Here is a 14,970-nt window from a genome sequence, read left to right as displayed (position 1 = left end):
GGGGTTGAAATGAGTCAGAATGTTTATCAGTTTATCGACCTACAGCGCGTAGATCCGCCAAAAAAGCCGCTGAAGATCCGTAAAATTGAATTTGTTGAGATTTACGAGCCGTTTTCGGAAACCCAGGCCAAAGCACAGGCAGACCGCTGCCTGTCTTGTGGTAACCCTTATTGCGAATGGAAGTGCCCGGTTCATAACTACATTCCTAATTGGCTGAAACTGGCCAACGAAGGGCGCATCATGGAAGCGGCGGATCTGGCCCACCAGACCAACAGCTTACCGGAAGTGTGTGGCCGTGTGTGCCCACAGGACCGTCTGTGCGAAGGGTCTTGTACCCTGAACGACGAATTCGGTGCGGTGACTATCGGCAACATCGAGCGCTACATCAGCGATAAAGCCATTGAGATGGGCTGGAAGCCTGATATGTCGCATGTTCACCCGACCGGTAAACGTGTCGCGGTGATCGGTGCTGGCCCTGCCGGGCTGGCCTGTGCCGACGTATTAGCACGCAACGGCGTACAAGCCGTGGTATTTGACCGCCATCCAGAGATTGGCGGCTTGCTGACCTTCGGTATTCCAGCCTTTAAGCTGGAAAAAGAAGTGATGATTAAGCGCCGTAAAATCTTCTCCGAGATGGGTATCGAATTCCAACTCAATACTGAAATCGGTAAAGATATCACCATGGATGCGCTGCTGAAGGAGTATGACGCGGTGTTCCTCGGTGTGGGTACTTACCAATCGATGCGCGGTGGTCTGGCAAATGAAGATGCCTCGGGTGTCTATGATGCGCTGCCATACCTGATTGCCAATACCAAGCAGTTGATGGGCTTTGATGCGACCGTCCACGAGCCATATATCAATATGGAAGGTAAGCGTGTCGTGGTGCTGGGCGGCGGTGATACCGCAATGGACTGTGTGCGTTCATCGATTCGCCAAGGGGCAACAGATGTGGTGTGCGCCTATCGTCGTGATGAGGTCAACATGCCAGGTTCCAAGCGGGAAGTGAAAAACGCCCGTGAGGAAGGAGTTGAGTTTAAATTCAACTTGCAACCATTAAGCATCGAAGTTAACAACAACGGCAACGTCTGTGGTGTGAAGATGGTTCGTACCCAACTGGGCGCACCTGATGCACAAGGCCGCAGCGTGGCTGAGCAGATCCCAGGGTCTGAACATGTGCTGCCAGCAGATGCAGTCATAATGGCATTTGGCTTCCGTCCACACAGCATGGAGTGGTTGGCGGCGCATGACGTGGCATTGGATAAGCAGGGCCGCGTAGTGGCCCCTGATAGCACTGATAATGCGTTTCAGACTAGTAACCCGAAAATCTTTGCCGGTGGCGATATCGTCCGTGGCTCTGATCTGGTGGTGACAGCCATCGCCGAAGGCCGCAAAGCAGCAGATGGCATCATGAATTATCTGGAAGTCTGACAGTAAAAGTATCCTGCCATAGACTTAACACTAGAGGGCTGGTTATCCAGCCCTTTTTACTGCTTTTTTTCCACGCACATCCACTTCAACTCAAGATTTTGTAACAATCTCAACCACCTTATTTGCAGCAATTTATAGCTGAAGCGCTATAGTAAAGGCCGAGCTCCGATAGGTTTATGCTTTCCGTACTTATACTTTCTGTATCTATGTTTTTTGGCCTGACCCCATGGCTAGCCTTATTATTACGCCTTGTTTTAAATAAAGGATTATCTGTTATGAAATCTCACTTACTTTTTATTGCTGGCGGCTTGCTGGCGATCAGCAGCAGCGCATTGGCTATGTCTTTGAATTATCAAGAAGTTGGTTATAATATTGAGGCGCGTGGCGCGCGCGCTGTGGTAGCCGAGCTGGCAAAAGCGGGGCAACTGCCTGCGGTAGAAAATAATATTAAGCTGGGTGATGACAACTGGATTGCCATGGCCCCTAAACTGGTCGATGCCGGTAATGCGAATTTCACTGCTGGGGTGAAATCGGCACTCTCTTCTGCACTGATTTATAATCCGGCCGCAGTACTAAAAGCGGTGAGCGACAGTAAAACACTGACAGTATCAGATATTTGTACCGCACCGGCAGATGTCAAAGACAGTGCCGCCAAAGCCAGCTTCCAACAGCGCGCATCTCATACCTTATCGACTATCAGAAATAGCGATATGATGAGTCAACGTGATAGTTGTCTGGCTGAGTTGAAAAAACTGTCTTAATTATTGGTTATTTGGCAGAAATAATAAGGGCGGCTAATGCCGCCCTTATTGGGTATGGTAACGCTTGGTGCAAGAGAACAGTGTTGTTCGTTACTTAACAACCCGTAATGCTGGGCGACCACCGCTACGTGGCGGTTTTGGTGGCTCATCATCCGGGGAATGACTATCGTCCTGTGATACCTGAGTATCACCAGTGACTAATGTCAGGTTCTCAGCCGGTGCCGTCTCGCTGCCTTCCTCTGTGAAAGCCTCAAAATTGCCATCAGCATCAGAATCGTAAGCTTCTTCAGGCTCAAACATAGTGCCAGAGCCGTTTTCACGCGCATAGATAGCCATTACCGCAGCCATCGGCACGGTAACTTGACGAGGAACGCCACCGAAACGGGCATTGAAACTTACACCCTCGTTACCCAGCTCCAAATTACCCACGGCACGCGGTGCTACATTCAATACAATCTGCCCATCACGGGCAAATTCCATCGGCACCGAAACACCCGGCCGGGTGACATCCACAACCAGATGCGGAGTCAGTTGATTATCAATCAACCACTCGTAAAATGCGCGCAACAGATAGGGACGGCGCGGAGACATATCCGACATCTCCATAACAGTTAACCTCGGGTTTTCAGGTGCATTTCACGTTCAGCTTCAGTCAGGGAAGCCAGGAACGCATCACGCTCAAACACACGTGTCATATAACCCTTCAACTCTTTAGAGCCAGCACCGGTTAACTCGATACCTAAGACAGGTAAACGCCACAGCAGCGGAGCCAGATAGCAATCAACCAAGCTGAATTCTTCGCTCATAAAGAAAGGCATTTCATTAAATACCGGCGCGATAGACAACAGAGCTTCACGTAGCTGCTTGCGGGCTGCTTCAGCTTCCTGAGCATTAGCTTGTTCGATCTTATGCATCAGGGAATACCAGTCTTTCTCGATGCGATTCATCATCAAACGACTGCTACCACGTGCAACAGGGTATACCGGCATCAATGGAGGATGAGGGAAACGCTCATCCAAATACTCCATGATGATACGGGATTCATACAATGTTAACTCGCGATCAACCAAAGTAGGAACGGTCTGGTAGGGATTGAGGTCAATCAGGTCCTGCGGCAGATTACCAGCTTCAACCTGCTCAATCTCAACACTGACACCTTTCTCCGCCAGTACGATACGTACTTGATGGCTAAAAATGTCGGTCGGGCCGGAAAACAGCGTCATTACCGAACGTTTGTTGGCAGCGACAGCCATGAAAACCTCCAAGATTATCTAGAAAACAGTGCGAATAGCCCACGGTTAGGTTGCTATCCTGAGTCGTTTTACCGCCGGTTCGTCATCTCGACAGCTGTTGCCGTAAATAAGCCTTGGTCGAGATAGTTATTCAGCCAGGGAGATACACGGACGCCAACAGTTCGCCGAACAGGCACAAAAGTGGGTGATAGTTTACCAGATTTTGCATGTTTTGTGGGGATGGTGCTGCGATTTCGTGATTAATTGTTTATCAGACAACGGTTTAGCAACGAAAATATAATATGTGATGCTATGAAAAGTGGTTTTTCAGGCATAAAAAAACCCGGTGAGACACCGGGTTTTTGCCATTAATCTGATGCCATAAAGGCAAAAAATTAACGTTTGGAGAACTGTGGACGGCGACGTGCTTTACGCAGACCCACTTTCTTACGCTCAACTTCACGCGCATCACGCGTTACGAAGCCAGCTTTACGCAGTTCTGGGCGCAGAGTCTCGTCATATTCCATCAGTGCACGGGTAATACCGTGACGGATAGCACCAGCTTGACCAGAAATACCACCACCTTTAACAGTGATGTACATGTCAAACTTGCTAACCATATCTAGCAGTACGAGCGGTTGCATAACAACCATACGGCCAGTTTCACGACCGAAGTACTCTTCGATGCTACGTTGGTTAATAACGATATTACCGCTACCCGGCTTAAGAAAAACGCGTGCAGCAGAACTTTTGCGGCGACCAGTGCCGTAGTATTGATTTTCAGCCATTGCCATAATCCCGATTAAATGTCCAGAACTTGCGGTTGCTGCGCCGCATGATTGTGCTCAGTACCTGCGTAAACTTTAAGTTTACGAAACATTGCACGGCCCAGCGGACCCTTCGGCAGCATGCCTTTAACCGCGATTTCAATCACACGCTCAGGACTGCGGGCAATCATCTCTTCAAAGGTCGCTTGTTTGATACCACCGACGTAGCCGGTATGACGGTAATAAATCTTGTCTGTACGCTTGTTACCGGTTACAGCAACTTTTTCTGCGTTCAGAACGATGATGTAATCACCAGTATCAACGTGCGGGGTGTATTCCGCCTTGTGCTTGCCGCGTAGGCGACTAGCCAGTTCAGTAGCGAGGCGACCTAAGGTCTTACCGTTCGCGTCAACAACATACCAGTCACGTTTTACAGTTTCTGGTTTCGCTGTGAAAGTTTTCATTATAAAAGCTTACCCAATTAATAAGTTACACGTTGGTGAACACCCAAACGTTCAAAAACAGTTGAGGCTCACACGACCATCAGTCCAGCAAACCTACCCCTTCGAATAGCCAATGCCGGCACTATCAAAGTTTTTGGGAAAAAAACTTTGTTGTAACGTGGGGTCGCAAGATTATAGAGAAGTCGACGTTAAAAATCGAACTGTTTTTGACGAGAAAGGTATAAATTAAACATGTTAAGTTAGGGCGAAGGAAAATCGCCCACCACAGAATAGCATTTTAGCTGGTCAGAAGTGAATAACGGTCGTGCAGATTATCCCTATGGCAGATGCGGTAAAGAGAGATACTCTTCACTTTGCATCTCTTGTAACCGCGATAAACAGCGTTGATATTCGAATTTAAGGCGCTCACCGCAATAAATATCGAACATTGATACTTCTGCCGCAATAATCAATTTTACCCGCCGTTCATAAAACTCATCCACGAGTGCCAGAAAACGCCTGGCCGTATTCTCATCTCGCGTCTCCATGCGGTGGACGTTGTGCAGTAATACCGTGTGATAGAGTTTGGATAGCGCAATGTAATCCAACTGGCTGCGGGCTTCTTCACACAATGTATGGAAATCTACCGCCAGAACACCCTGTGCTGAACAAATAGCAGGCAATGGCCGATGATTTACTTCCAGTATCGGCGCTTGGTCCCCCTCTTTACCGGCTAGTTTGACAAAAATATCGTCCATCGCCTGTTCAGTTTGTGGATTCAAGGGCGTCAGATAAAGATTTGCCTGAGTCAGGGTCCGCAGGCGGTAATCAATCCCCGCATCGACATTCATCACATCACAATACTGTTTAATCAATTCAATGGCTGGCAAGAAGCGGGCACGCTGTAAACCGTTATGATACAAATTATCCGGTGGAATATTGGAGGTGGTAACCAACGTGATACCTCTGGCAAAGAGTGCCTCCAGCAATGTCGCCAGTAACATGGCATCAGTAATATCTGAGACAAAAAACTCATCAAAGCACAGCACATCAGTCTGCGCTTTGAAACCGTCGGCAATAATCTCCAGCGGATTTTCATGACCTTGCAGCTCAGTCAGTTCTTGATGTACCCGTAGCATAAAACGATGGAAATGCAGTCGCAGCTTGCGCTCACCCGGCAAGCTGTGGAAAAACAGATCCATCAGCCAGGTTTTACCCCGCCCAACACCGCCCCACATATATAGCCCCTGGGCGGGTCGTATGGGGGGCCGGGGTACAGCTCGCCCAATCAAACGGTTCAGCCGCCCGCGCAGACTCGTGCTGGTCGGCGCTATACTCTGGCGTTGATTTAGTTCCTGATAAAGCCTATCCAACCGTGCTACAGCACGCCGTTGTACCTCATCAGGTTGGTAGTCGCCAGCATCAAGTGCCTGCTGGTAAAGTGCTGTAGGTGTACTTGGTTGCATGTTTATCAACAATCCCTGATAAAATAGTTATCTACTTTTTGCGCGACTTTGTTGCTGATTTATCGGGCAATCGCCGCATTTACCGACACTGCCACTGCGAAGAAAGCCTGATAACCATAAGCAAAGTTGCATCAGGATTCCACTCCGACAAGGTTAACGGTTATAGTGGGTATTATTAAGTGAAAAAGTCCTGCTGAACAATGAAGTCAAAAAAGGAGTCATCATGACCTGGGAGTATGCGCTTATTGGGTTGGTTGTTGGTATCGTGATTGGCGCGGTGGCTATGCGCTTTGGCAACCGCAAATTGCGTCAGCAGCAAGTGCTGCAAAATGAGCTGGAGAAAAGCAAAACTGATTTGGAAGAATACCGTCAGGAACTGGTTGGGCATTTTGCCCGCAGTGCTGAGTTGTTGGATAATATGGCTCGCGACTATCGCCAGCTCTACCAACATATGGCGAAAAGCTCCAATAACTTATTACCGGACTTGCCACTGCAAGATAACCCGTTCCGCTACCGTCTGACTGAATCTGAAGCAGATAATGATCAGGCACCGGTAAAAATGCCACCTCGGGATTACTCTGAAGGCGCATCGGGGTTATTACGCCCGGAGCATCAGACCCGCGATTAAGCACACGTTTAGCTATCATACTGACTACGGTGGGGTGTATCTCACATTACCGTGGTCAGTACATTTACACTTCTATACTTACCTCTCCTTGAATTGCTTCATAGCGAGCCTTATATCAAGCCATATCTTAGGATGCTTATATTTAGGACAGCAGTAGCCTTTTGAAATAAGTGAATTTTTTAGCTAATCCAGAGTCTTAATTTACAACGGGCCTGTAACAGCCATCCATCCTATTCATTCACCGTTAGGTATTGAGAGAGTTTAAATCAATGAAGAAAAAGTCATTATTTCTTAGTGCGCTGGCATTGAGTGTCGGCTTAGGTCTCGCGTCTGTTCCAATGGTGAACGCAGCAGCTCTCCCAGCGGCAGTAGCCGGGCAGGCAGTCCCTAGCCTGGCACCGATGTTGGAAAAAGTTTTGCCCGCGGTAGTCAGTGTTCATGTGTCAGGAACACAGGCACAACAGCAACGTTTGCCAGAAGAATTCAAATTCTTCTTTGGCCCGAATGCACCCGCCGGTAAAGAAAGCAGCCGTCCATTCGAGGGGTTAGGGTCGGGTGTTATCATTAATGCCGAAAAAGGCTATGTGCTGACAAACAACCACGTTATCAATAATGCGGATAAAATTCGCGTTCAGCTCAATGATGGTCGTGAATATGATGCGAAGCTGCTAGGACGTGATGAACAAACCGATATCGCGTTATTGCAGTTAACCGATGCCAAAAATCTGACCGCGATTAAAATGGCCGATTCCGATAACCTGCGAGTGGGTGATTTTGCCGTTGCTGTCGGTAATCCATTTGGTCTGGGGCAAACAGCAACATCGGGGATTATTTCAGCCTTGGGTCGTAGTGGCTTGAATTTGGAAGGGTTGGAAAACTTTATCCAGACCGACGCCTCCATCAACCGTGGTAACTCTGGCGGCGCGCTAGTTAACCTCAATGGTGAATTGATTGGGATTAACACCGCAATTCTGGCCCCAGGTGGCGGCAACATCGGTATCGGCTTTGCTATTCCAAGTAACATGGCGCAAAACCTCAGCCAACAATTGATTGAGTTTGGCGAAGTGAAGCGCGGGCTGTTGGGCATTCGTGGCAGCGAAATGACCGCTGACATGGCCAAAGCCTTTAATATTGATGCTCAGCGTGGTGCTTTTGTCAGTGAAGTGCTACCAAAATCAGCCGCATCTAAAGCAGGCATCAAAGCCGGTGATGTGTTGGTTTCTGTTGATGGGAAACCCATCAGTAGCTTTGCTGAGTTGCGGGCCAAAGTGGGCACCACCGGGCCAGGTAAAGCCATTAAAGTTGGCATGCTGCGCGATGGGAAACCGCTTGAAGTCACCGTAACCCTGGAAAACAGCAGCCCAACGTCAACTAGCGCAGAAACCTTATCGCCATCATTGCAGGGTGCATCCCTGAGCAATGGGGAAATAAAAGGGGGCAGTAAGGGCATCAAAGTTGAGAGCGTGACCAAAGGCTCACCTGCAGCGCAATCTGGTTTGCAGAAAGATGATGTGATTATTGCTGTAAACCGTGTCCGGGTTCAGGATATTACTCAGTTGCGCAAAGCCCTTGATGCGAAACCGGCGGTAATTGCACTGAATATTGTGCGCGGTGAAGAGAATATTTACCTGTTAATACGCTAATTTGCAGAAAAATCGGACACAGCACAATGCTGTGTCCGCCAAACTCATGCTATCCTCCTGTCATCCATTCATTTACGCCTTAAACCTCATGTTTCTTAAGCTATTGCGTTCTATTATTTTGGGGCTAATTATTGCCGGTGTCTTGCTGGTCGCAATACCTATGCTCCGTAGTCCGGGTCATATCTTTTCCGGCAAGAGCAATAGCATAGATGAAGAGGTTCCAGCCAGTTATAACCAGGCGGTACGCAGAGCTGCCCCTGCGGTGGTTAATGTCTATAACCGTAGCCTAAGCTCGACACAAGATGGACTGGCTATTCGTACATTGGGTTCTGGCGTAATCATGAGTGATAAGGGATATATCCTTACCAACAAGCACGTTATCAATAATGCTGAACAGATAATTGTGGCACTACAAAATGGCCGAGTATCCGAGGCATTACTCGTGGGTTCCGATGGCTTAACTGATTTAGCGGTACTAAAAATTGATGCGGTGAACCTACCAGTAATTCCAATCAATATTAATCGTGCCCCCCATATCGGTGATGTCGTGCTGGCAATTGGTAACCCTTATAACCTTGGCCAAACCGTCACCCAAGGGATTATCAGCGCCACTGGGCGTATTGGTTTAAGTGATTCCGGGCGACAAAACTTCCTTCAGACCGATGCTTCAATCAATCAGGGGAATTCTGGCGGTGCGCTGGTGAATACCTTGGGCGAACTGATGGGAATTAACACTCTGTCCTTTGATAAGAGCAGTAACGGCGAAACACCGGAAGGGATTGGTTTTGCGATTCCGACAGCACTTGCGACCAAAGTGATGGAGAAGCTTATCCGTGACGGTCGAGTGATACGTGGCTATATCGGAGTTACCGGCGAGGAATATCCGCCCTTCAATGCCAGCGGCAATAGTACGGATCGGGTGCATGGGATTAAGGTCAATGACATATCAGCTCATGGCCCCGCAGTAGATGCAGGTCTGCAAATTGGCGATATCATCCTTAGTGTTAATAATAAACCGGCGACATCCGTTATCGAAACTATGGATCAGGTAGCAGAAATCCGCCCCGGCACCACCATCCCTATCTTATTGTTACGTAACGGCCAACAGATGACGGCACAAATCACTATCAGCGAGTTAGATCAAAATGCCGTGCTAGGTCATCAGACAACCCCACAACCGTAATAGTCATCTTGAAATTCGGGTAAAAAAGCAGCCAACTGCACTTACGTCGTGATAGAAGAAGAGTTTAGCCATAAAAAATGCCAGCGCGATATCATCGGCTGGCATCTGTTTTTCTTGCGTTTTAGCGGGTTTATTCGCCTTTTATACGCTCAATCTTGGCACCCAAGGCACGCAATTTATCTTCGATACGCTCGTAGCCACGGTCGATATGATAAATACGATCAACGATAGTTACCCCGTCAGCAATACAGCCCGCTAATACCAAACTGGCTGAAGCACGCAAATCAGTGGCCATCACCTGGGCACCTGATAGTTGCTCAACACCATAACAAATCACGGTATTGCTCTCGATTTCTGCATGTGCGCCCATCCGAATAAGCTCAGGCACATGCATGAAGCGGTTCTCAAAAATGGTCTCAGTGATAACACCGGTTCCTTCCGCCACCAAATTCAATAAGCTGAATTGAGCCTGCATATCGGTTGGAAAACCAGGGTGCGGCGCAGTGCGTAGCGTAACCGCTTTCGGACGCTGCCCGTGCATATCAAGGCTTATCCAGTCGTCGCCAATCTCAATATCAGCACCCGCTTCACGCAGTTTAGCCAATACCGCATCCAGCGTATCAGGCCGAGTTTGACGGCACACAACCTTACCACCAGAGATGGCCGCGGCAACCAGGAAAGTACCGGTTTCAATGCGATCAGGCAGCACACGATAAACACCACCACCCAAGCGAGCAACGCCCTCGATGGTAATTCTGTCAGTACCTGCACCACTGATTTTCGCACCCAGCGTATTGAGGAAATTAGCCGTATCGACAATTTCTGGCTCACGGGCCGCATTCTCAATTACGGTGGTGCCTTCAGCTAATGTGGCAGCACTCATAATGGTAACAGTCGCGCCAACGCTGACTTTATCCATGACGATATGCGCGCCTTTCAGGCGGCCATCGACGGACGCTTTAACATAGCCCTCTTCCAGCTTGATTTCAGCACCCAGTTGTTCCAAACCGGAAATATGCAAATCAACCGGACGCGCACCGATAGCGCAGCCGCCGGGTAAAGAAACCTGGCCTTTGCCAAAACGGGCAACCAGTGGCCCCAACGCCCAAATAGAGGCACGCATGGTTTTGACTAAATCATAAGGAGCGCAAAACTCATCCACGCCGCTGGCATCAACAAAAACTGAACCAGAGTCATTACGCTCAATTTTTGTGCCTAATTGGCTGAGCAGCTTAATGGTGGTATCAATGTCTTTTAGCTGTGGGACATTTTGCAACTCTACTGGTTCTTCAGCCAGCAATGCAGCAAACATTATTGGCAATGCGGCGTTTTTCGCTCCTGAAATAGTGACTTCACCGCTTAGGCGAGTCCGCCCCTGCACACGAAATTTATCCATTGTGACCACTCTCTGTTGTCAATTCGAATTTACTGCCCGCCTTAGAACTGTCGACGCTTCGTTAAACAGCTCCCGGGCCAACAGCATTAAAAGCCGTTTAGTTTGCGATCCCGTTGCCACTCTTGCGGCGTATAGGCCTTAATTGATAAGGCATGAATACGGTTATCAGCGATATATTCCATCAAAGGCGCATACACAGCCTGCTGTTTTTTCACCCGGCTCATATCGGCAAATAACTCACCGACAGCAATCACCTGAAAGTGGCTGCCATCACCGGTAACATGCGCTTCTTGTAATGCTAATGCTTGCATCAGCACGTCTTTAATTTCGTTAGTATCCATAAGATTCATTCTATTTTAAGAGGATCGTTATTTTTAAGTGAAGCATAGCCAGCCAAACATATTAGTGGAATACGGCGAGCTCCGAAACTAAAGAAAAGCCCCTGTTTCGTTGTTACGCACAGGGGCCTTTGAATATCTTTGGCTTTTATACCCTTCTTACCTGGGTATAGCTTTTGGTATAGACGACACAGAAAGCCGCGAACTTAACTAACGAGCCATTTCTACCGGAATGATGTGCTGGAGGTTGTACAGCTCAATTAGAGTAGACAACCGATCACTGACACCAGTAATCGTTAATGAGACACTTTGTTTGCCTGCCGGTTCATGAAGAGAATGCAGTTCGCGAAAGTGCACCAGCAATGCCAGACCGGATGAGTCGACACGCTGTAATTGGCTGACATCAATATGAGTCTTACCCGCCAATAACGCCTCACGCTGCTGCCAAAGTGGTAACAGTGTTTCACGATCTAATTCACCTCGCAGCACCAGCGTTTCTTGCTGTGACTGCCAGCTCAATTTATCTACCATAATTATTGCTTATCTAACGTAATTGGCTGTTTCGCGGCGATCAACAACTGCTTAGTCAGGCCATCAACCCCTTGCTGACGCAGGATAGAAGCCCACTCATTTTGCTTAGTACTAATCATGCTAACCCCTTCGGCTATCATGTCATACGCCTGCCAGTTACCGGTTTGGCTATTTTTACGCCATTGAAAATCTAAACGCACAGGTGGTCGGCCATTTGGATCAAGAATAGTCACGCGAATAGCAACAATATTGGCATCACCCAGTGGTTGGTCTGGTGCAACATCGTAAGTTTGGCCGTGGTACAGCGCCAATGCCTGACCGTAAGCCTGTTCCAGATATTGACTGAACGCATTGAAGTACGCTTCGCGCTGCGCAGGGGTCGCCGCTTTATAATAGCTACCCAGGACTAACGCACCGGCGTATTTGATCTGGACAAATGGCAACAGTTCTTCACGTACGATGGTGCGCAAATAGTCTGGGTTCTGTTTGATCTTAGGTTGTTCGGTTTTTAAGCGCGTGAATGTTCTTTGCGCGGCTTCATCCATCATTCGGTATGGATTAGTTTGATCGACAGCATTCGCCAGTGGTGCTACCACCAGCAACGCAACCATAAGTAAACGTTTAAACATTCAGAGACCCTCTTAAGGATGTTGAGTTGCAGGTAAGCTGCCGTTATCTGTCGGAGTGGGCGTCGCTGCCGTTGGGGCTACTGGCTCACTTGCTGGCGCATCAGAATTACCATCCCCGCCACTCTTGTACAAGAACTGGCCGATAAGATCTTCCAACACCAGTGCAGATTTGGTGTCTTGAATTATACCGCCATCTTTCAAAATAGTGGTGCCCATATCCGGGTCTTCAAAACCGACATTTAGTGCCAGGAACTGTTCACCCAATAAGCCAGAAGTGCGTACCGCCAAAGAGCTGGTATCCGGGATATGGTTATAACGTTGCTGAATATCTATCGCCACACGTGGGCTGTAGTTTTTGGTATCCAGCGTGATGTCAGCCACCCGCCCCACCACAACACCGCCAATTTTGACCGGCGAATTGGTTTTCAGACCACCCACATTGTCAAACGTTGCATAAATTCGATAAGTCGGCTGGTTGCCTACTGATTTGATATCCGCAACCTTCAGGCAGAGAAATACGACCGCCAGAATAGCAATCAGTATAAACAAACCTACCCAGACTTCACTTTTCTTCGTTTGCATCGACTCAATTCCCAAACATCAGTGCTGTCAGCACAAAATCCAATCCCAATACCGCCAGCGATGAATGCACTACGGTACGGGTCGTTGCCCGGCTAATCCCTTCAGATGTTGGGATCGCATCATAACCATTGAACAGCGCAATCCAGGTCACAGTAATAGCAAATACCAGACTCTTAATTAGGCAATTCAGTAAATCGGTACGCCACTCCACAGCATTTTGCATCGCCGACCAGAAGAAACCGCCATCGATCCCTTTCCAGTCAACCCCCACCACAGAGCCACCCCAGATACCGACGGCAACAAAAATAGCGGTTAATAATGGCATACTGATAAGACCTGCCCAGAACCGGGGAGCCACCACTCGACGCAGCGGGTCGATTGCCATCATTTCCAAACTGGAAATCTGTTCAGTGGCTTTCATCAAGCCAATCTCCGCGGTTAGAGCAGAACCGGCGCGACCGGCGAACAACAGTGCGGTTACCACTGGCCCCAACTCACGTAGCAGTGATAAAGACACCATCATCCCAAGACTGGCTTCAGCACTGTATGTGGTGAGGATCAAAAAGCCCTGTAACCCCAGAACCATGCCGATAAACAGACCGGAAACCACGATAATCAGTAGCGATTGCACACCGACGCTATAGAGCTGTTTAACCAATAATGGCCATTGTTTTCGCGGTTCAGGCCGCCCGACAAGGGCATTGAATAACATTAAACCCGCGCGACCAAAGGATGCGCTGACATTAATGCCCCTACGCCCTAAAGACGCTAACGCCTGTACTAACATGAATACTCCATCAGCCTATCTCCTTCGTATTTAAAGCTACAGGGGGTTAGCTACGATAACTCCCGAACCACTTAACCGAGTAAGTTCATCGGGGATAGCTCGCTTACTGCCTACCTGCAACTCCAATTACTTTGGGTATAACAGCTCAGTTTTATAATCACCGGCCGGGAAACGGAAAGGCACCGGCCCGTCGGCAATACCATCAAGGAACTGGCGCACCCGCATATCGCTATTGGCTTGCAACTGTTCCGGTGTTCCTTCGGCAATAACATGCTGATCGGCAACAATATAGGCATAATCAGCAATACTAAGGACTTCAGGCACATCGTGGGAAACCACCACGCAAGTCACGCCTAATGCATGATTCAGCTCATCAATCAGTTTTACCAGCACCCCCATAGTTATAGGGTCCTGACCCACAAATGGCTCATCAAACATAATCAATTCAGGATCAAGGGCAATGGCCCTTGCCAGTGCAGCACGCCGCGCCATACCGCCGGAAAGTTCGGCAGGCATCAGATTAGCCGCCCCACGCAGCCCCACGGCTTCCAACTTCATCATCACCGTACTGTGCAGCAATTCCTCCGGCAAACGGCTATGTTCGCGTAATGGGAAAGCCACATTCTCAAACACGGTCAAATCAGTGAATAACGCACCAGATTGAAACAGCATGCTCATTTTCTTACGCACATCATACAAACGCTGACGTGAAAGCGCCGGAATATTATCACCATCAAACCAGATTTCACCTGCATCCGGTACAAGTTGCCCACCGATCAGGCGCAACAATGTGGTTTTACCAATTCCTGATGGCCCCATAATCGCAGTCACTTTGCCGCGGGGGACCGTCATGTTGATATCGGCGAATATCGGACGCTCACCACGGGTAAAACTCATCCCGCGGATCTCTATCAAATTCGACGACAATTGCTTCATTATCATTCGTCCCTTTAGGCCTTTATTTACTCATCCGAGCGCCAATGCTACATCAAATGGCGGCAACGAGCACAATGGGAAGTATTTTGGCAACTTATTGTCACTTTTTCGTAGCCAAAGTTGCCATAAGTTTTACTTTTCTGGCACTCACAGTCAAAATTAGGGTTAACTCAAAAAAGAGCGTAAAACGCTGTTAGTGGTTTTTACCCATGGGCTAGCT

17 protein-coding genes are annotated in these 14,970 nt (G+C 48.5%); 5 read left to right on the top strand and 12 right to left on the bottom strand.

What is annotated here, in order from left to right; genetic code table 11:
- Positions 1-9 precede the first annotated feature (9 nt).
- Together V1953_RS02195 and V1953_RS02190 are read left to right on the top strand one after the other, a co-directional pair.
- Positions 10-1,428, top strand: coding sequence for a glutamate synthase small subunit (locus tag V1953_RS02195; protein WP_083162294.1), 1,419 nt, complete (start codon positions 10-12; stop codon positions 1,426-1,428).
- 275 nt (positions 1,429-1,703) lie between these two features.
- The gene (locus tag V1953_RS02190; RefSeq protein ID WP_083162292.1) at positions 1,704-2,189 is read left to right on the top strand and encodes a hypothetical protein; all 486 of its coding nucleotides are present in this window, start codon (positions 1,704-1,706) and stop codon (positions 2,187-2,189) included.
- Between the two features lie 90 nt (positions 2,190-2,279).
- On the opposite strand, the gene sspB is transcribed toward V1953_RS02190, so the two are convergent.
- The 5 genes from sspB to zapE form a co-directional block, all read right to left on the bottom strand.
- Positions 2,280-2,795 (bottom strand): ClpXP protease specificity-enhancing factor, encoded by a 516-nt coding sequence (gene sspB, locus V1953_RS02185; protein ID WP_083162290.1) that lies wholly within the window; start codon positions 2,793-2,795, stop codon positions 2,280-2,282.
- 5 nt (positions 2,796-2,800) lie between these two features.
- Entirely contained in the window at positions 2,801-3,442 is a 642-nt protein-coding gene (sspA, locus tag V1953_RS02180; RefSeq protein ID WP_442820463.1) for a stringent starvation protein SspA, read from the bottom strand.
- A gap of 374 nt (positions 3,443-3,816) precedes the next feature.
- A complete protein-coding gene (gene rpsI / locus V1953_RS02175) occupies positions 3,817-4,209 on the bottom strand; it encodes a 30S ribosomal protein S9 (protein ID WP_049612534.1) in 393 nt (130 codons plus the stop codon).
- A 14-nt stretch (positions 4,210-4,223) separates the two neighbouring features.
- Positions 4,224-4,652: a 50S ribosomal protein L13 gene (gene rplM / locus V1953_RS02170; RefSeq protein WP_049612536.1), complete on the bottom strand. Its 429-nt coding sequence runs from the start codon at positions 4,650-4,652 to the stop codon at positions 4,224-4,226.
- Between the two features lie 317 nt (positions 4,653-4,969).
- A complete protein-coding gene (gene zapE, locus V1953_RS02165) occupies positions 4,970-6,097 on the bottom strand; it encodes a cell division protein ZapE (RefSeq protein ID WP_442850596.1) in 1,128 nt (375 codons plus the stop codon).
- A gap of 223 nt (positions 6,098-6,320) precedes the next feature.
- On the opposite strand from zapE, the gene zapG reads away from it, so the two are divergent.
- The 3 genes from zapG (at position 6,321) to degS (ending at position 9,551) form a co-directional block, all read left to right on the top strand.
- On the top strand, positions 6,321-6,725 hold the full coding sequence (gene zapG / locus V1953_RS02160; RefSeq protein WP_004714934.1) for a Z-ring associated protein ZapG: 405 nt from the start codon (positions 6,321-6,323) through the stop codon (positions 6,723-6,725).
- A 269-nt stretch (positions 6,726-6,994) separates the two neighbouring features.
- The gene (degQ, locus tag V1953_RS02155) at positions 6,995-8,368 is read left to right on the top strand and encodes a serine endoprotease DegQ (protein WP_083162284.1); all 1,374 of its coding nucleotides are present in this window, start codon (positions 6,995-6,997) and stop codon (positions 8,366-8,368) included.
- Between the two features lie 88 nt (positions 8,369-8,456).
- Positions 8,457-9,551, top strand: a complete 1,095-nt coding sequence (gene degS / locus V1953_RS02150; protein WP_372560439.1) for an outer membrane-stress sensor serine endopeptidase DegS — start codon at positions 8,457-8,459, stop codon at positions 9,549-9,551.
- Between the two features lie 130 nt (positions 9,552-9,681).
- Here the strand turns inward: degS and murA are convergent, their stop codons facing one another.
- From murA to mlaF, 7 genes are all read right to left on the bottom strand, one after another.
- Positions 9,682-10,947 (bottom strand): UDP-N-acetylglucosamine 1-carboxyvinyltransferase, encoded by a 1,266-nt coding sequence (gene murA, locus V1953_RS02145; protein WP_083162282.1) that lies wholly within the window; start codon positions 10,945-10,947, stop codon positions 9,682-9,684.
- A gap of 86 nt (positions 10,948-11,033) precedes the next feature.
- On the bottom strand, positions 11,034-11,288 hold the full coding sequence (gene ibaG / locus V1953_RS02140) for a BolA family iron metabolism protein IbaG (RefSeq protein ID WP_004710915.1): 255 nt from the start codon (positions 11,286-11,288) through the stop codon (positions 11,034-11,036).
- A gap of 207 nt (positions 11,289-11,495) precedes the next feature.
- Complete coding sequence (gene mlaB, locus V1953_RS02135; RefSeq protein WP_083162280.1) at positions 11,496-11,816, bottom strand: lipid asymmetry maintenance protein MlaB; 321 nt, start codon at positions 11,814-11,816, stop codon at positions 11,496-11,498.
- 2 nt (positions 11,817-11,818) lie between these two features.
- Complete coding sequence (gene mlaC, locus V1953_RS02130) at positions 11,819-12,445, bottom strand: phospholipid-binding protein MlaC (protein ID WP_372560437.1); 627 nt, start codon at positions 12,443-12,445, stop codon at positions 11,819-11,821.
- A 12-nt stretch (positions 12,446-12,457) separates the two neighbouring features.
- Positions 12,458-13,027 (bottom strand): outer membrane lipid asymmetry maintenance protein MlaD, encoded by a 570-nt coding sequence (mlaD, locus tag V1953_RS02125; protein WP_442850595.1) that lies wholly within the window; start codon positions 13,025-13,027, stop codon positions 12,458-12,460.
- Positions 13,028-13,031: 4 nt separating this feature from the next.
- Entirely contained in the window at positions 13,032-13,814 is a 783-nt protein-coding gene (mlaE, locus tag V1953_RS02120) for a lipid asymmetry maintenance ABC transporter permease subunit MlaE (protein WP_083162274.1), read from the bottom strand.
- A gap of 126 nt (positions 13,815-13,940) precedes the next feature.
- Positions 13,941-14,750 (bottom strand): phospholipid ABC transporter ATP-binding protein MlaF, encoded by an 810-nt coding sequence (gene mlaF, locus V1953_RS02115; RefSeq protein WP_083162272.1) that lies wholly within the window; start codon positions 14,748-14,750, stop codon positions 13,941-13,943.
- Between the last annotated feature and the right edge of the window lie 220 nt (positions 14,751-14,970).

The sequence above is a fragment of the Yersinia sp. 2541 StPb PI genome (genome assembly GCF_052217145.1).
GTDB lineage: Bacteria > Pseudomonadota > Gammaproteobacteria > Enterobacterales > Enterobacteriaceae > Yersinia > Yersinia enterocolitica_E.
The sequence above is the reverse complement of the archived record's forward strand: the minus strand, read 5'-3'. Positions and strand labels throughout refer to the sequence as shown.